The following is a 16540-nucleotide window of genomic DNA, read 5'->3' as shown; positions in this document are numbered from 1 at the left end:
TCGCTCGGCGGGATCGGCGGCACGAACTTCACGCCGATCATCAACGCGCCGGAAGTGGCGATCCTCGGGTTGTCGCGAGGGCAGTTGAAGCCGGTGTGGGACGGCAAGCAGTTCGTGCCGCGGCTCATTCTTCCTCTGTCATTGTCATGGGACCATCGCGTGATCGATGGCGCGGAAGCCGCGCGGTTCAATGCGTATCTCGGTGCGTTGCTTGGCGATTTCCGTCGCTTCATTCTTTGATGAGCTGTGGGGCTCGCGAGGGCGTGGGTTTTTTGTCGGTTATCCGCGCTCTGTCGTTGAACCTGTTTTGCTAATGGTCTATCAGCGTCGCCCCTGCGCGGGGCGGCGGTCACTTTTCTTTGTCTTCCAAAGAAAAGTAACCAAAAGAAAGGCGCGTCCTTGGGCGGACGTCAAAGGTGGTGCTGCCCAGGTTCGCGTTCTCTTGTCTGGCCGTAGTCCGGTTCTTCCGCGGGTTTCTCCCCCCTCTGTCTGACGGGTGCGCCGCAGCTGGGCACTCCCTCAGCGACGCGACTCCGTGCGATCCGACATTCCGGGCATGATGACTTCTTTCAATGCACAGATGTATGCGTGCATTGTGACAGGCGATGCCGGGCGCGTTGCGGTGGCGAACGGGTGCGGCCGGGAGCCACGTCGGCGGGTTCAGGCAAAAGCAGCCGGCACATTTGGCGCAGCACGATTCCCATCCAGTCGTCCCGTGCCTGCAATTCCTTGATCAAGTCGACGACACAATGCTGAACCGCGCTGGTGGCAGAGCCCACGGGCAGAGAATTGGACCAGCAGATACTGGCGGGGCGGCAAAGTTCGGGCGCGACGATACGTCGAGCGACCTGCATCAATGCGGTGTTCCGCGAGGCGAGGGGCGCCCGCGGGGCCAAGCGCAATGGCTTTGGCGGGAAGTTGTGTATTCACCCGAAACAGATCGAACCTGTCCACGCGGGCTTTGCGTATTCGACAGAAGAACTTGCTTGGGCGCAGCGCGTAGTGTCCGCGGTGCGAGCAAGCGGGGGCGGCGCTGTAGCCGTTGACGGCAAAATGGTCGATCGACCCGTTGAGTTGAAAGCGTTGAAGATTCTCGCAATGGAGTTGCATTGCGACGCGGAAAAATCCTGAGGCAGGCGTCAGGCCAGTCGTTCCGCCGTTCGATCTTCGAGGTTCAGCTCGTTTCCCAGCGCGCAGAACAGACTCATGTTCGTCGAACGCGTTAGCCCACGTCCGCCTGCTTTCGGTGCGCGCGCCGACGCGCGACGAGATCCGGACTGTGGCGCCCGTCGAAAAGCTCGCCCACCAGCCTGACAAGCACCGAATTGGCCGTCATTGACGCAATCTCGACGCGAAATTCGAGATCGGGCTGGAGCGCGGGCCGGCCTCCGCAATGGCCGAGCGCATTGCATCGACCGCACGGCGCAGGCAGTCAGTCTACTTCGCTTCAGTGGCCTGACCAATTAGTCGGGGCCCGCCACGTATTCGCGCATCGGTGGAGAATCGATTCGTTAAATTGGCCTTACCAAATGCCGGGTACTCGAGACGGTTGGCGCTATCACGCCCAGTCCAGTGAAATATTGCCCTATCGAGAGCCATTCCTCCGCTGCGACGCGTTCTGCCGCCCCGCAGGCTAGGGATTTTCCATGAATTTCCTGAATTGGCTTGACCAATTGTGGTCAGACCAATAGCCTGTGTCTGGTCAGGCCAATTTTCGGGGGCACGTTTCCGCGCCGTCCCATTCCATACGTTATCGAGACACCGATGAGAACTGTCATTTGTGAAGAACCCGGTCGCCTTGTCGTCGCCGAGCGCCCGATGCCGGCAGCCGGACCCGACGATGTACTGATTCGCGTGAAGCGGGTCGGTGTCTGCGGCACCGACATGCACATCTTCACCGGCAACCAGCCGTACCTCGCCTATCCGAGGGTGATGGGCCACGAACTGGCCGGCGTCGTCGAGACCGCTCCGGCGGGGGCGCGCGTGAAGGCCGGCGACCAGGTCTACGTGATGCCGTACCTGTCGTGCGGCACGTGCGTCGCGTGCCGTGCGGGCAAGACGAATTGCTGCACCCGCATCCAGGTGCTCGGCGTGCACGCCGATGGCGGCATGGCCGAGTACCTCGCCGTTCCGCAGGCGTTTGTGTTCGCGGCCCATGGCGTCACGCTCGACCAGGCCGCGATGATCGAATTCCTCGCGATCGGCGCGCACGCGGTCGCGCGGGCCGACGTCCGGCCGGGGCAGCGTGTGCTGGTCGTCGGCGCGGGGCCGATCGGCATGGCCGCGCTGATCTTCGCCATGCTGCGCGGCGCGCGGGTCAGCGTGCTCGACAGCCGTGCGGACCGGCTCGAGGTCTGCGAGACCGCGCTGGGTGCGCACGCCGCCGTGCTGCTCGACACGACAGGCGCCGCCACCGACGTGGCGCGTCTTGCGGCGCTCACCGACGGCGAATTTTTCGACGTCGTGTTCGACGCCACCGGCAACCTCGGTGCGATGGAGCGCGGCCTCGACTTCGTCGCGCACGGCGGCAAGTACGTGCTGATCTCGCTCGTCAAGGGGCGCATCTCGTTCTCGGATCCCGAATTCCACAAGCGCGAAACGACCTTGCTCGCGAGCCGCAACGCGACGCCCGCGGACTTCGAAACGGTACTCGACGCGATGCGTGCGGGCCGGGTGCCGACCGACGCGCTGAAGACGCACGCGCTGACGCTCGCCGATCTGCCCGACCGGTTCGCGCAGCTCCTCGAGCCGGATGCGGGCGTGATCAAGGCGCTCGTCGAATGCTGACGGCGGGGCACGAACCGATGGGCAATCCGATCCTGCAATTCGGTACCAGCCGCTTCCTCCAGGCGCACGTCGACCTGTTTACGTCGGAAGCGCTGGCCGCGGGCCGCGCGCTCGGCGAGATCACCGTGGTGCAGACGACGTCGAGCGCCGAAAGCCGCGCGCGCATCGACGCGCTGCGTGCGACCAGGCGCTATCCGGTGCGGATCCGCGGCCTGCGGCACGGCGAGACGATCGATCGCGTGGTCGACTGCACGGCGATCACCGAAGCGCTGCATGCGACGGAAGACTGGGCGCGGTTGCGCGAGCGCGTCGCGTGCGCGGTCCGCACGATCGTCTCCAACACCGGCGACAGCGGTTACGCGCTGTTCGATGACGACGGGGCCGATCTTCTCGACGGCTCACGGCCGCCGCGCGGATTCGCGGCGAAGCTCGCGGTGCTGCTGCACGAGCGCTTTCGCGCCGGCGGGGCGCCCGTCACGCTGCTTCCGTGCGAGCTCGTCGCGCGCAACGGCGACACGTTGCGCGACCTGGTGGTCGCCGTCGCGCGGCGATGGGAGGCGGATGCCGCGTTCGTCGACTACCTGCTCGGCGGCTGCGTGTGGGTCAACTCCCTCGTCGACCGCATCGTGTCGGAGCCGATCCACCCGGTCGGCGCGATCGCCGAACCGTATGCGCTGTGGGCGGTCGGCCGCACGGCGGGGATGACGCTGCCGTGCGAGCACCCGGACATCGTCGTGACCGACGATCTGGACGTTTACGAGCGCCGGAAGCTGCTGCTGCTCAATCTCGGGCATACGGTGCTCGCGGAGCAATGGCTCGAGCGCGGCGGCATGCCGGACATGACGGTCGGCGCGGCGATGGACGATCGCGCGTACCGCGCGCCGCTCGAAGCCGTATGGAACGACGAGGTGATGCCGGTGTTCGATGCGCTCGGAGAACGCGACGCGGCGCTGGCGTACCTGGACGAGGTGCGCGACCGGTTCTCGAATCCGTTCCTTGCGCATCGGCTCGCCGATATCGCGGGCAATCACGACATGAAGAAGGCGCGGCGCCTGCGCCCGGCGGTCGAGCTGGCGCGCGCGCTGCGGCTGCCGATCATGCAGCCGCGCCTGACCGCGGCGCTCGGATGAGCGGCCGCGGCGTACCGGTCCGCCGCGGCATGCAATGAAGTGAAGTGAAATGAAATGGAGACACGCAACGATGACGACACGCATTACCGATGTGCAGGTACGTGACATTCGCTTTCCGACGTCGAAGAGCATGGACGGCTCGGACGCGATGAACGGCAATTCCGATTATTCGGCCACCTACGTGACGCTCGTCACCGACGCGGGCAACGGCCTCCAGGGGCACGGGCTGACGTTTACGATCGGCCGCGGCAACGAGCTGTGCGTCGAGGCGGCGCACGCGCTCGCGAAGCTGTTCGTGATCGGCCGTTCGCTCGAGGAGATCACGGCCGACTTCGGCGCGTACTGGCACGAGATGGTTGCCGGCGACTGCCAGTTGCGCTGGGTCGGCCCGGAGAAGGGCGTGGTGCATCTCGCCACGGCGGCGCTGATCAATGCGATCTGGGATCTCTGGGCCAAGACGGCACGCAAGCCGGTCTGGAAATTCCTGGTCGACATGCCGCCCGAACAACTCGTGAGCTGCATCGACTTCACGTACATCGACGACGTGCTGACGCGCGAGGAGGCCGTCGCGATGCTGCGCCGGGCCGCACCGGGCAAGGCGCAGCGCGAACGGGAGATGCACGCGCACGGTTTTCCCGGCTACACGACCGCGGCCGGCTGGCTGGGTTACTCCGAGGACAAGATGCGCGCGCTCGCCCGCGCGGCGGTGGCGGATGGATGGACCCACCTGAAACAGAAGGTCGGCGCCGATCTCGAGCAGGACGTGCGGCGGGCGGCCATCCTGCGCGAGGAACTCGGCTGGGACCGCAAGCTGATGATGGATGCGAACCAGAACTGGGGCGTCGACGAGGCCGTCGCGAACATGCGGGTGCTCGCCCGGTTCGATCCGTGGTGGATCGAGGAGCCCACGAGCCCCGACGACATTCTCGGTCACGCCGCGATCCGGCAGCGGATCGGGCCGATCGGTGTCGCGACCGGCGAGCACGCGCACAACCGCGTGATGTTCAAGCAGTTCTTCCAGGCCGGCGCGCTCGATTTCTGCCAGCTCGATCCCGCGCGGCTCGGCGGGCTCAACGAAGTGCTCGCCGTCGTGCTGATGGCGGCGAAGTTCGGCGTGCCGGTATGTCCGCACGGCGGCGGCGTCGGTCTGTGCCAGTACTCGCAGAACATCGTGATGTTCGACTACATCGCGGTGTCGGGCTCGCTGGAGCGGCGCGTGCTCGAATACGTCGACCATCTTCACGAGCATTTCGAGGCGCCGATCGTGATTCGCCGCGGTCGCTACATGCCGCAGGAGGCGCCCGGTTACGGCGTCACGATGAAGCAGGCTTCGCTCGATTCATACGCATACCCCGACGGACCCGAGTGGCGAGCGTAAACGGGCCGGCATCACGACAAGAACCATTCCGGAGACAACGATGGATCACGATCCGCATCAATCGAAGCACCTTGCCAGCGCGGTCAGGAAGGCCGCGATCCGGCTCCTGCCGTTCCTCACGCTGATGTACGCGCTGGCGTTCATCGATCGCGCGAACGTCGGTTTCGCGAAGATCGCCTATCAGGCCGATACGGGCCTGAGCGATGCGGCATTCGCATTCGGCGCCGGCATTTTCTTCATCGGTTACGCGCTGTTCGAAGTGCCGAGCAACCTCATCATGAATCGCATCGGCGCCCGGGTCTGGATGAGCCGGATCATGGTGACGTGGGGGCTCGTGTCGGCCTCGATGATGGCCGCGCATACGCCGACGCAGTTCTACGCGATCCGCTTCCTGCTCGGCGCGGCCGAGGCCGGGTTCTTTCCCGGGATCATCCTGTACCTGACCTACTGGTTCCCCGCGAAGGGGCGCGCCCGTGCGCTGGGACTGTTCTACTTCGGCGTGCCGATCGCGATGCTGATCGGCAATCCGCTGTCGGGCTTCCTGTTGCAGATGCATGACGTGTTCGGCTTGCGCAACTGGCAATGGATGTACGTGGTCGAGGGGCTGATGGCGACCGTGGTGGGGGTGATCGCGTTCTTCTACCTGACGAGCCGGCCGAAGGACGCGCGCTGGCTGACCGACGACGAGAAGCGCGCATTGTGCGACACGCTCGACGCGGAAGAGCGCGCGAAATCGCGGCATCTGTCCACGGCCGTGTTCGGCGTGCTGAAGGACCGTCGGGTGCTGACGTTCATTGCCGCGTACTTCTGCATCCAGATCGGCAATGCGCCGCTCGCGTTCTACCTGCCGTCGAAGTTCGCCGCGACGATGGGCACCCAGATCGACGGAAAGATCGGGTTGCTGCTGATGATCCCGTGGCTGTGCACGATTGCCGCGATGATCGTCGCGACGCGTTTCGCCGATCGCCACGACAATCATCTGCAGGTCGCGACCGGCATGCTGACGGTCGGGATTCTCGCGTTCGCATCGGTATCCGTGATCAATACACCCGTGCTCGCGCTGCTCGCCTTCTGCATCGCGATTCCCGGGCTGGTCGCGTGCCAGCCGGTGTTCTGGTGCCTGCCGACGCGCTATCTCGGCGGGACGGGCGCGGCGAGCGGCATTGCGTTCATCGTGTCGATCGGCAATCTCGGCGGCTTCGTGTCGCCGCAGATCAAGGCGTTCGCGGACGCGGTGTCGCACGATTCGCGCACGGGCTTCGTCGTGGTCGCCGCGCTGTGTTTCGGCAGCGTGCTGCTGCTGCGCTCGCTGCGCGGGATCGAGCACGCGGCCGCGGAGCGCACCACGGGCGGCGCGCAGGCCGGCTCGCATCGATGAACCATTCGCCGGCGCGCGGGACCGTCGCGCGCCGGCGACGAACGACCCGTCAGGGATCCAGGATCACCTTCATGTCCTTTCAAGTTACCGAGCCGGTCGCGATCCGGCTGCATCCGAACGATGACGTCGTGATCGCGACGCGCCAACTGGTTTCCGGCGCGCGGATCGCATCCGAGGCGCTCGTCGTGGCCGGCCTGGTTCCGCCCGGCCACAAGATCGCGACACGCGACATCGCGACAGGCGAGCCGGTCAGGCGCTACAACCAGATCATCGGTGTCGCGCGCGAGGCGATCGCGCGCGGCCAGCATGTGCACGTGCACAACCTCGGCATGGCCGAGTTCGCGCGCGAGCACGGGTTCGGCGTCGCCGCGAGCCCGACGCAATACGACGAAACGCCGGCAACTTTCATGGGCATTCGCCGTGACGACGGCCGAATCGCGACCCGCAATTACATCGGCATACTGACGAGTGTCAATTGTTCCGCGACGGTGGCGCGCGCGATCGCCGATCATTTCCGGCGCGATGTGCGCCCGCAGGCGCTGGCCGACTATCCGGCCGTCGACGGCGTGATCGCGCTCACGCACGGGCTCGGCTGCGGGATCGATTCGCAGGGAGACGGTATCGCGATCCTGCGGCGCACGCTGGCGGGCTACGCCGTGCATCCGAACTTCCACTCGGTGCTGTTCATCGGGCTCGGCTGCGAGACCAACCAGATCGGCGATGTGCTGCGCGAAGGCGGGCACGCGGACGCCGCGCGCCTGCGCCACTTCACGATCCAGGAGAGCGGCGGCACGCGCAAGACGATCGAGCGCGGCATCGCGATGGTCACGGAGATGCTCGCGGACGCGAACCGCGCGGCGCGGGTCCCGATGCCGGCGGCGCATCTGGTGGTGGGGCTGCAGTGCGGCGGCTCGGACGGCTACTCGGGGATCTCGGCGAATCCTGCCCTGGGTGCGGCGGTCGACCGGCTGGTCAGGCAGGGCGGGACGGCGATCCTGTCCGAGACGCCGGAAATCTACGGCGCCGAGCACCTGCTCACCCGGCGTGCCGTCAGCCGCGCCGTCGGCGAAAAGCTGCTCGCGCGAATCGCGTGGTGGGAAGCCTATTGCGCGCGTCACGGTGCTGCGCTGGACAACAATCCGTCGGCCGGCAACAAGGCGGGCGGGCTCACGACGATCCTCGAGAAATCGCTCGGCGCGATCGCGAAAGCCGGGACGACGAATCTCGTCGACGTATACGAATATGCGCAACGGATCGATGCGCGCGGCCTCGTCTTCATGGATTCGCCCGGCTACGACCCGATGTCGGCGACCGGGCAGGTCGCATCGGGCGCGAACCTGATCTGCTTCACGACAGGCCGGGGGTCGGCATACGGCTGCGCGCCGTCGCCGTCGCTGAAGCTCGCGACGAATACGGCGCTATGGACGCGCCAGGCGGACGACATCGATATCGATTGCGGCGGCGTGATCGACGGCAAATCGAGCGTCGACGAACTCGGCGCCGAGATCTTCCGCGCGATGCTCGACTGTGCGTCGGGCCGGCGCTCGAAAAGCGAACTGCACGGCTACGGGCAGAACGAGTTCGTGCCATGGCAGGTCGGCGTGATCACGTAGCCGCGTGTTGTGCGCGACCTCCCGCGCGAGCCGCCCGAGCCGGCGCAATCGCGCTTGTCGTGAGGGCGCGCCGCATGCGCGATTTGCGGCATCCGCTCAGGCGGGCGCGACGCCCGTGGCGTCCCTGCGTTCGTTCGCGATCCAGTCGCCGAACAGCTGGATCTTCTGCTGCTGTTCGGCACCGCCCGGATACACGAAGTAATAGCCCATCCCAGTCGGCAACGATATGTCGAACGGCATCACCAGCCGGTGCGCCGCCAGGCTTTCGTCCGCGAGCGTCCTGTCGCCGATCGCGACGCCGTAACCGTCGATTGCCGCATGCGTCGCGAGGTCCAGCGTTTCGAAGCTCAACCCGCGAGTCGAGTCGACGTGTGGTGCGCCCGCATGGGCGAGCCATCGTTTCCAGTCGCGGTGGTCGCGGGTCGGATGCAGCAGCGTATGACCGGCCAGGTCGTCGAGTCTCGCGAGCGGCTGCCGGTCCGGCAGGCTCGGGGCACAGACCGGCGTGAGCCGTTCTTCGAACAAGGGGATCGCATGCATGTCGGGGCCGCCGCCGGCAGCGTAGATCACCGCGGCGTCGAACGGTTCCATGCGGAAATCGACGTGATGATCCCAGGTCGTCGTGATCTGCACCTGGAGTTCGGGATGCTCGGCCTGGAACCGCATGATTCGCGGCAGCATCCACTGCATCATGCAGGTCGGCACCTTCAGCGCGAGTTCGGTACGCCTGCGCGAGAGGCGCATCGACACCTCCTCGATGCGCGTGAAGCTTTCGCGCACCGTCGGCAGCAGGAGTTCACCTTCGGCCGTCAGCGTCAGCCCCTTGGGCGTGCGCTTGAACAGCGCAAACTGATAGAAGCCCTCGAGCGCGAGGATTTGCCGGCTCACGGCCCCCTGGGTCAGGCACAGGTGCTCGGCGGCGCGCGTGAAGCTGCCGTGACGGGCGACGATGTCGAAGATCTGCAGCGCGTTGAGGGAAGGAAGTCGTTTCATCTGGACGGCAGGTTCCGGAAAATGGCGGCCGGCGGCGCGCGGCGCGCGGCGCGTCGTGCGGCATGACGCGCCGCGGTATCGCTCAGTGCAGGATTTTCGCGAGGAAGTCCTTCGCGCGATCCGACTTCGGATTCGAGAAGAAATCGTCCTTGCGGTCGTCCTCGACGATCGCGCCCTTGTCCATGAAGATCACGCGATGGGCGACCTTCTTCGCGAAGCCCATTTCGTGCGTGACGACCATCATCGTCATCCCTTCCTGCGCGAGCTCGACCATCACGTCGAGCACTTCGTTGATCATCTCCGGATCGAGCGCGGACGTCGGTTCGTCGAACAGCATCGCGATCGGATCCATCGACAACGCGCGCGCGATCGCGACACGCTGCTGCTGGCCGCCCGACAACTGGCCCGGGAACTTGTGCGCATGCGCCTTCAGGCCGACGCGATCGAGCAGCTTCATGCCCTTCTCGTTCGCTTCGTCCTTGCCGCGGCCGAGCACCTTGACCTGCGCGAGCGTCAGGTTCTCGGTGATCGACAGATGCGGGAACAGCTCGAAATGCTGGAACACCATCCCGACCTTCGAGCGCAGCTTCGACAGGTTCGTCTTCCTGTCGCCGACCGGCTGGCCGTTCACGCGGATCCCGCCCTGCTGGAACGGCTCGAGGCCGTTCACGGTCTTGATCAGCGTCGACTTGCCCGAACCCGACGGGCCGCACACGACGACCACCTCGCCTTTCCTGACCTCGGTCGTGCAATCGGCGAGGACCTGAAACGGGCCGTACCACTTCGAAACGTTGCTGATGGAAATCATGGACATCCCTGGATCGTAATGAGGCGCGCGCGGCGCCGGTTCAGCGTGCCTTCGCGACGCGATAGCGACGTTCGAGCGCGCGGGCATACCACGTCAGCGGGAAGCACATCGCGAAGTAGAGCAGCGCGACCATCGCGTAGATCGGAAACGGCTTGAATACCGCGTTGGTGATGATGTTGCCCGTCTTGGTCAGTTCGGTCAGCCCGATGATCGACGTCAGCGCGGTGCTCTTCACCGCCTGCACGAGGAAGCCGACCGTCGGCGGCAGCGCGATCTTCCACGCCTGCGGCCACACCACGTAGCGCAGCTGCTGAATCCACGTCATGCCGAGGCTTGCCGCCGCGTGCCACTGGCCGCGCGGTACCGCGTCGACGCAGCCGCGCCAGATGTCGGCCAGATAGGCGCTTGCGTTCAGCGTCAGCACGACCGACGCGGCAACCCATGGCGTCACGTCGATGCCGACGAGCGGCAATCCGAAGAAGCCGAGGAACAGCTGCATCAGCAACGGCGTGCCCTGAAACAGTTCGACGTACAGGATCACGAAGCGGCGCAGCGCCGCCGACGCCGAGATGCGCATCGCCAGCAGCGCGAACCCGGCAACGCCGCCGCCGGCGAACGTGATCAGCGACAGCAGCACGGTCCAGCGTGCGGCGAGCAGCAGGTTCCATGCAATATCCTCGAAGGTGAATTCGATCATCGTGCACGCTCCGTGGGAAGGCGGGTTTCAGGGGAGCGGGCGCGCCACGCGAAGCGGGCAACCCGGGCGCGCGGCGGTGCGGCAGCCGCGCAGCGCGGTGCGCGGCCCGAGAACAGCCGCCGGCCGATGCGATTGAGCAGCATGCGCAGCGCGATCGACAGCAGCAGGTAGATCGCGGTCACGACGATGTAGATCTCGAACGCGCGGAAATTGCGTGACTGGATGAAGTTCGCCGCGTAGGTCAGGTCGGGCACCGAGATCTGCGAGACGACCGCGGAGCCGAGCATCACGATCAGCACCTGCCCGAGCAGCGCGGGGTACACGTTCGCGAGCGCCTGCGGCAGCACGACGTGCCCGAACACCTGCCGGCCGTGCAACCCGAGCGCGCGCGCCGCCTGCACTTGCCCGTGCGGCACCGATTCGATGCCGGCGCGCAGGATCTCGACCGCATACGCGCCCAGGTTGACCGTCATGGCCAGCACGGCCGCCTGTACTTCGTCGATGTGCACGCCGATCCCGGGCAGCCCGAAGAAGATGAAGAACAACTGGACCAGGAACGGCGTATTGCGGATCAGCTCGACGTAGGCCGCGACGAGCGCGCGCGCCCAGCGCGGGCCGGCGAGCGCGATCCACGCGCCGGCGGTGCCGATCAGGCCGCCCAGCACGGTGGCGGCCGCGGTGAGGCCGAGCGTCACGCCAATGCCGCGCGCGAGCATGCCGGCGTGGAGGCCGAAATCGCTGAAGTCGAACACGTAGGTCATCGCGATGCCTTTCGTCGTGAATGCGGGGCGGAGGCGGTGCGCATCACAGATCGGCCGGCAGTGCCGCGTGCAGCCACTTCTGCGACAACGTGTTCAGCGTGCCGTTCTTCTTCGCGCCGGCGATCGCGTCGTTGACCTTCTGCATCAGGCGCGGCTCGTTCTTGTTCATGCCGACGTGATCGGGCGAGCTGAACAGCGAGAACTTCTGCTCCGGATCGATCGACGGATGCCGCGCGATGATCGTCGCGCCGACGTCGTTGCCGACCACCAGCAATTGCGCCTGTCCCGACAGGAACGCCGCGATCGCGCCGTTCGGGTCGTCGAAGCGCTTGATCGTCGCGCTGGGCGGCGCGACCTTGCTGACGCTCAGGTCCTCGAGCGTGCCGCGCGCGACCGCGACCGATTTGCCGGCGAGATCGGCGTTGCCCTTCACGGCCAGCGACTTCGGGCCGAACACCGCGAGGTAGTACGGTGCATACGCGCTCGAGAAGTCGATCACCTTCGCGCGCTCCGGCGTCTGTCCGACCGACAGCAGCATGTCGGTCTTGCGGTCGGCGAGATAGGCCATCCGGTTGTCGCCGGTGACCTGCACGAGTTCGACTTTCGCGTTCAGCGCCCGGCCGATCAGGTTCGCCATGTCGATGTCATAGCCTTGCGGCTTCATGTCGGGGCCGATCGAGCCGAACGGCGGGTAGTCCTCGAACACGCCGATGCGCACGACGCCCGATTTCGCGATCGTATCGAGCGTGTCGGCATGCGCGAGCGGCGCGAAGGCGGCAAGGCCCGCTGCGCCGGCACAGGCGCAGAGGAGGACGGTACGGGCGAGCAGGCGCTGCACGTGACGGGTGGCTTGGGTCGTTGCGTTCATGGTGAGATCCTCGTTGCTGCGCGGGACTGCGCTGGAGAAAGGGAGGGGAGATCAGGCGCCGCGGGCGGCGATGAGCTTGCAGGCATGGGCGGGCAGTTCCGCGAGTACCGGCATGCCGACGTGCAGGTCGGGCGTCTCGCGCGGCGTCGTCGCGGCCGTCAGCGTGAAGCCCGGGCAGTCGATCGTCGCTTCGATCGACGCGCCGACGTCGCGCACGAACGAGATCGTGCCGGCCAGCGTATTCGGCGCGGCCGCCGCCGCATGGCCCGGGCGCACGCAGACGTCCTCCGGACGGATCAGCAGGCGCACGGCGGCGGCCGCGCGCGGCGTGTCCGGCGCGCGCCGGATCGCGAGCCGTTGTCCGCCCGGCAGGACGATCGCGTTCTCGCCGTCGCACGCGACCGGCAGGATGTTGCCGAGGCCGATGAAGCCGGCGACGAACTCGTTGACTGGATCGCGATAGATGTCGAGCGGCCGGCCGACCTGCTGGATCCGGCCTTGCTCCATCACGACGATCTCGTCGGCCATCGTCATCGCTTCGCGCTGGTCGTGCGTGACCATGATCGTCGTGATGCCGAGCCGTTGCTGGAGCAGCCGGATCTCGACCTGCATCGCCTCGCGCAGCTTCGCGTCGAGTGCCGACAGCGGCTCGTCGAGCAGCAGCAGGCGCGGCGACGACGCGATCGCGCGTGCGATCGCGACGCGCTGGCGTTGCCCGCCCGACAGTTGCGTGACGAGCCGGTCGGCCATGTGCGGAAGCTGGATCAGCTCCAGCAGCTCGGCGACGCGCCGTGCCTGCGCGGCCTTGGCCGTCTTGCGCAGCCGCAGCGGATACGCGATGTTCTGCGCGACCGTCATGTGCGGAAACAGCGCGAGCGACTGGAACACCATGCCGAAGTCGCGCCGGTTGGCGGGCACGTGCGTGAGGTCGCGGCCGGCGAACGTCAGGGTGCCGGAGGTCGGTGTGTCGAGACCGGCGATGATCCGCATCAGCGTGGTCTTGCCGCAGCCGGACGGACCGAGAAAGCAGACGAGCTTGCCGTCCGGCACCGACAGGTCGACGTGATCGACCGCATACGCCTGATGGAAGCGCTTCGTCACGTTCTGGAGGATGAGCTGGGTCATGAGGGTTCCTTGCACGGGCGAGGGCGAGGGCGAGGGCGAACGCGGTGCGCGCGTCAGAGCGCGACGCCCTTGTCGCCGACGAGTTTTTCGAGCATCCAGATCAGCGCGAAGTCGATCGCGACCGTGAACACGGCGAAGCAGAACACGGTCGGGTCGAGCGACGACACGGTGCGGCTGTAGAGCCAGACCGGCAGGGTCATCGTGTCGATGCTGTACAGGAAGAACGTCACCGTGAATTCGTTGAACGACACGATGAACGCGAACAGCATCCCGGCGAGGATCCCGGGCCGCATCAGCGGCAGCACGACGTCGACGAGCGCGCGGCGCGGGCTCGCGCCCATCAGGCATGCGGCTTCCTCGAAGTCGGGCCCGATCGACGCGACCGAGGCCGCGCAGTTCTTCACCGTGAACGGCAGCGTCAGGATCACGTGCGCGACGACGAGCCGCACGATGCCGAGCTCGACCGGCAGCGCGTTGAACACGATCAGCAGCGCGAGGCCGAGCATCACCAGCGGATAGACGATCGGCAACGCGACGAGCTGCTCGACGAGCGTCTTGCCGCGGAACCGGCAGCGCGACAGCGCGTAGGCCGCGGGTACCGACACGGCGGTCGCGATCAGCATCGTCGCGACCGCGACGACGAGGCTCGTCGTCAACGCGGCGCCCATCGACTGCGCGCTGCCCGCATCGGACGACACGAACGTCTGCCATGCGGCGCGATACCAGTGCAGGCTGAAATCGCGCGGCGGGAATTCGAGCGTGCCCGACGCGCCGAACGACATCGTGATCATCGTCAGGATGGGCAGCGCGGCGAGGAACAGCACGAGCGTCGCGAGCGCACCGGTCACGCGTCCGAGGCGGCCGGGCATGGGCGCGCGCAAGAGCAGGGCATTCATCGGTTCACCTCGCCGGCACGTTGCAGGGTGCGCACAAGGCGCTGGGAAACCGCCATCATGACGAGCGTCGCGCCCATCAGCACGACGCCGGATGCCGAGGCGGCGGGCCAGTTGAGCAACGGTGCGACCTGGTCGTGCACGAGCACCGCGAGCATCGGCACGCGTCGACCGCCGAGCAGCAGCGGCACCGCGAACGCGCTGGCGTTGTACGCGAACACGAGCAGCGCGCCGGAGACGAGGCCGGGCAGCGCGAGCGGCAGCGTCACGTGCCGCAGCGTCTGCCAGCGGCTCGCGCCGAGCGTCGCGGCGGCTTCGTCGTACGCGTGGGACACCGCGCGCAGCGCGCTCGACAGCGGCAGCACGGCGAGCGGGAACGCGGTCTGGATCAGCCCGAGCAGCACGCCGTGCTCGCGGTACAGCAACTGCAGCGGGCTCGCGATCACGCCGGTGGCCAGCAGTGCGCGGTTGAGCAGCCCGGCCGGGCCGAGCATCACGAGCCAGCCATAGCCTTGCAGCAGCAGGTTCACGAGCAGCGGCAACAGTACGCCGGCGAGCAGCAGCCGGCGCGCGAGCCGCGATTCGGTCCGCGCCATCGCGAGCGCCACCGGGATCGCGAGCAGCACCGCGCACACCATGCTCTGGAACGCGAGGCGCAGCGTGAGCCACAGCGAATGCATGAAGTACGGGTCCGCAAGATCGGCGTAGTTCTGCAGCGTGAAGGTCCGCCATTCGTCGCCGGACACGCCCACGCTCATCCGCAACACCGTGAGCGTCGCGGCGGCGAGCACCGCGAGGAACGCGAGGATCGGCGCGAGCAGCAGCCAGGGCGGCACGCCGGGCCGTGCGGGCCCGGCGTCGGCGCCGGCCGGTGCCGCGGCGGCCGGCCCCGCATCGCGGGAGGAGGACAGGGAGGCCATGTCGTTACGCCGAGAAGAGGCCCGTATAGCGCTTGATCCACGCGGGCTGGACGGCCGCGAGCGCCTTGTCGTCGTGCAGCACGGCCTTCTCCGCGATCTGCTGCGGCGACGGCACGAACGCGCGGCTTGCCGCGGGAATCACGGCCTTGCCGTTCACGGGGCCGTTCAGCACGTCGGCCGCCATCCGGCCCTGCACGCCCGCGTCGAGCGAATGGTTGATGAACGCGTGGATCAGGTCGAGGTCGCCCGGGTGCGCCTTCGGGATCACGGTGAACATCAGCTGCGTCGCGAAGCCTTCCTTCATCCCGTACGTCACGCCCATCTTGTAGTCCGGCTTGCGGATCTGGTCCGGGAAGAACGCGGGGGAATAGATGCCGCCGATGTCGAGCGAGCCGGTGCGGAACAGGTCGGCGACCTGGTTCGGGTTTTCGCCGAGGGTCATCACGCGATCCTTCAGTTGCGCGAGCTTGCTGAATCCCGGATCGATGTTCTGTTGCGAACCGCCGGCCAGCTTCGCCGCGATGATCGCGAGGTCGACAGCTTCGGCCCACTCGGGCGGCGGCAGGAACAGGCGGCCCGCATACTTCGGATCCCACAGCGCCTCGTAGCTCGACGGGGCGCTTTTGACGGTCGCCGTGTTATAGATCAGCCCGTCCGACCACAGCAGGTAGCCGATGCCGAAGCCGTTCGCGCCCGTGCGGTATGGCGGCGCGACATCCTTCAGGTTCGGCAGGCGGTTCAGGTCGGGCTTCGCGAGCAGGCCCGCATCGGCGAGACCGGCCGCGCCGACGCCGGCGAGCGTGATGACGTCGTAGGTCGGCCGCTCGCCCGCGGCCTTGACCTTCGCGACCATCCCCGAGGTGCCGTCCGCCCGATCGGCGATCACGCGTGCGCCGGTCTGCTTGCTGAAGGTTTCCGCGATGTTGCGCAGCGCGGCCGCGCCGGTATCGTCAGACCACGTGAGCAGGCGCAGCGTCTTGCCCGCGAAGCGGTTCGACTGTGCCTTCGCAGTACTGATGAATGGCATCGGAAGGGCGGATGCGGCGAGTGCCGTGCCGAGGGTCTTGATCACCTGCCTTCTTCCCGCCTTGAAGTGTTGCATGGCCGTCTCCTGATGAACGATGCCGTGTGGTTCGATGCCGGTCGCCGAGCTGCGGCGCGGGGTGTGGATGAACTGTAGGGAGGTCAA

At 67.0% G+C, this 16540-nt stretch carries 15 protein-coding genes and 1 pseudogene; 7 read left to right on the top strand and 9 right to left on the bottom strand.

The features are described from left to right. From DIE22_RS30965 to DIE22_RS30930, 7 genes and pseudogenes are all read left to right on the top strand, one after another. Window positions 1-240, top strand: a 240-nt coding sequence (locus DIE22_RS30965) for a 2-oxo acid dehydrogenase subunit E2 (RefSeq protein WP_185640726.1), incomplete at its 5' end; no start/stop codon positions are given. Between the two features lie 636 nt (window positions 241-876). Beyond that, window positions 877-1131: pseudogene (locus DIE22_RS30955) on the top strand (HpcH/HpaI aldolase/citrate lyase family protein); the annotation flags it as partial. A gap of 633 nt (window positions 1132-1764) precedes the next feature. Further along, the gene (locus DIE22_RS30950) at window positions 1765-2787 is read left to right on the top strand and encodes a zinc-binding alcohol dehydrogenase family protein (protein ID WP_124606815.1); all 1023 of its coding nucleotides are present in this window, start codon (window positions 1765-1767) and stop codon (window positions 2785-2787) included. A 17-nt stretch (window positions 2788-2804) separates the two neighbouring features. Further along, window positions 2805-3917: a mannitol dehydrogenase family protein gene (locus tag DIE22_RS30945; protein WP_124606814.1), complete on the top strand. Its 1113-nt coding sequence runs from the start codon at window positions 2805-2807 to the stop codon at window positions 3915-3917. Between the two features lie 70 nt (window positions 3918-3987). Continuing rightward, complete coding sequence (locus DIE22_RS30940) at window positions 3988-5295, top strand: enolase C-terminal domain-like protein (RefSeq protein ID WP_124606813.1); 1308 nt, start codon at window positions 3988-3990, stop codon at window positions 5293-5295. Window positions 5296-5335: 40 nt separating this feature from the next. Beyond that, window positions 5336-6673 carry an MFS transporter gene (locus DIE22_RS30935; RefSeq protein ID WP_124606812.1) on the top strand — a complete coding sequence of 446 codons (1338 nt, stop codon included), beginning with the start codon at window positions 5336-5338 and terminating at the stop codon, window positions 6671-6673. A gap of 71 nt (window positions 6674-6744) precedes the next feature. Continuing rightward, window positions 6745-8286: a UxaA family hydrolase gene (locus tag DIE22_RS30930; protein ID WP_124606811.1), complete on the top strand. Its 1542-nt coding sequence runs from the start codon at window positions 6745-6747 to the stop codon at window positions 8284-8286. A 96-nt stretch (window positions 8287-8382) separates the two neighbouring features. Here the strand turns inward: DIE22_RS30930 and DIE22_RS30925 are convergent, their stop codons facing one another. From DIE22_RS30925 to DIE22_RS30885, 9 genes are all read right to left on the bottom strand, one after another. Then, complete coding sequence (locus tag DIE22_RS30925; RefSeq protein ID WP_124606810.1) at window positions 8383-9279, bottom strand: LysR substrate-binding domain-containing protein; 897 nt, start codon at window positions 9277-9279, stop codon at window positions 8383-8385. A gap of 82 nt (window positions 9280-9361) precedes the next feature. Further along, window positions 9362-10087, bottom strand: coding sequence for an amino acid ABC transporter ATP-binding protein (locus DIE22_RS30920; RefSeq protein WP_124606819.1), 726 nt, complete (start codon window positions 10085-10087; stop codon window positions 9362-9364). A gap of 40 nt (window positions 10088-10127) precedes the next feature. Beyond that, window positions 10128-10784 (bottom strand): amino acid ABC transporter permease, encoded by a 657-nt coding sequence (locus DIE22_RS30915; RefSeq protein ID WP_124501246.1) that lies wholly within the window; start codon window positions 10782-10784, stop codon window positions 10128-10130. Further along, complete coding sequence (locus tag DIE22_RS30910) at window positions 10781-11545, bottom strand: amino acid ABC transporter permease (RefSeq protein WP_124606809.1); 765 nt, start codon at window positions 11543-11545, stop codon at window positions 10781-10783. The genes DIE22_RS30915 and DIE22_RS30910 overlap by 4 nt, the downstream gene beginning before the upstream one ends. 43 nt (window positions 11546-11588) lie before the next feature. Continuing rightward, the gene (locus tag DIE22_RS30905; protein ID WP_124606808.1) at window positions 11589-12413 is read right to left on the bottom strand and encodes a transporter substrate-binding domain-containing protein; all 825 of its coding nucleotides are present in this window, start codon (window positions 12411-12413) and stop codon (window positions 11589-11591) included. 51 nt (window positions 12414-12464) lie between these two features. Next, window positions 12465-13538 (bottom strand): ABC transporter ATP-binding protein, encoded by a 1074-nt coding sequence (locus tag DIE22_RS30900; RefSeq protein WP_124501243.1) that lies wholly within the window; start codon window positions 13536-13538, stop codon window positions 12465-12467. Between the two features lie 53 nt (window positions 13539-13591). Further along, complete coding sequence (locus tag DIE22_RS30895) at window positions 13592-14434, bottom strand: ABC transporter permease (protein WP_124501242.1); 843 nt, start codon at window positions 14432-14434, stop codon at window positions 13592-13594. After that, window positions 14431-15351 carry an ABC transporter permease gene (locus DIE22_RS30890; protein WP_124606807.1) on the bottom strand — a complete coding sequence of 307 codons (921 nt, stop codon included), beginning with the start codon at window positions 15349-15351 and terminating at the stop codon, window positions 14431-14433. The genes DIE22_RS30895 and DIE22_RS30890 overlap by 4 nt, the downstream gene beginning before the upstream one ends. A 4-nt stretch (window positions 15352-15355) precedes the next feature. Then, window positions 15356-16453 (bottom strand): PotD/PotF family extracellular solute-binding protein, encoded by a 1098-nt coding sequence (locus tag DIE22_RS30885; RefSeq protein WP_124501240.1) that lies wholly within the window; start codon window positions 16451-16453, stop codon window positions 15356-15358. Window positions 16454-16540 lie beyond the last annotated feature (87 nt).

Source organism: Burkholderia sp. Bp9142 (assembly GCF_003853415.1).
Classification (GTDB): domain Bacteria; phylum Pseudomonadota; class Gammaproteobacteria; order Burkholderiales; family Burkholderiaceae; genus Burkholderia.
This window is presented reverse-complemented; position numbering and strand designations above follow the sequence as displayed.

Bases quoted from the DNA above. Each gene is read 5' to 3' on its own strand.
- DIE22_RS30895 (WP_124501242.1), bottom strand. From the start codon at position 14,434: ATGAATGCCCTGCTCTTGCGCGCGCCCATGCCCGGCCGCCTCGGACGC.
- DIE22_RS30950 (WP_124606815.1), top strand. From the start codon at position 1,765: ATGAGAACTGTCATTTGTGAAGAACCCGGTCGCCTTGTCGTCGCCGAG.
- DIE22_RS30930 (WP_124606811.1), top strand. From the start codon at position 6,745: ATGTCCTTTCAAGTTACCGAGCCGGTCGCGATCCGGCTGCATCCGAAC.
- DIE22_RS30925 (WP_124606810.1), bottom strand. From the start codon at position 9,279: ATGAAACGACTTCCTTCCCTCAACGCGCTGCAGATCTTCGACATCGTC.
- DIE22_RS30915 (WP_124501246.1), bottom strand. From the start codon at position 10,784: ATGATCGAATTCACCTTCGAGGATATTGCATGGAACCTGCTGCTCGCC.
- DIE22_RS30900 (WP_124501243.1), bottom strand. From the start codon at position 13,538: ATGACCCAGCTCATCCTCCAGAACGTGACGAAGCGCTTCCATCAGGCG.
- DIE22_RS30945 (WP_124606814.1), top strand. From the start codon at position 2,805: ATGGGCAATCCGATCCTGCAATTCGGTACCAGCCGCTTCCTCCAGGCG.
- DIE22_RS30920 (WP_124606819.1), bottom strand. From the start codon at position 10,087: ATGATTTCCATCAGCAACGTTTCGAAGTGGTACGGCCCGTTTCAGGTC.
- DIE22_RS30935 (WP_124606812.1), top strand. From the start codon at position 5,336: ATGGATCACGATCCGCATCAATCGAAGCACCTTGCCAGCGCGGTCAGG.
- DIE22_RS30940 (WP_124606813.1), top strand. From the start codon at position 3,988: ATGACGACACGCATTACCGATGTGCAGGTACGTGACATTCGCTTTCCG.
- DIE22_RS30910 (WP_124606809.1), bottom strand. From the start codon at position 11,545: ATGACCTACGTGTTCGACTTCAGCGATTTCGGCCTCCACGCCGGCATG.
- DIE22_RS30885 (WP_124501240.1), bottom strand. From the start codon at position 16,453: ATGCAACACTTCAAGGCGGGAAGAAGGCAGGTGATCAAGACCCTCGGC.
- DIE22_RS30890 (WP_124606807.1), bottom strand. From the start codon at position 15,351: ATGGCCTCCCTGTCCTCCTCCCGCGATGCGGGGCCGGCCGCCGCGGCA.
- DIE22_RS30905 (WP_124606808.1), bottom strand. From the start codon at position 12,413: ATGAACGCAACGACCCAAGCCACCCGTCACGTGCAGCGCCTGCTCGCC.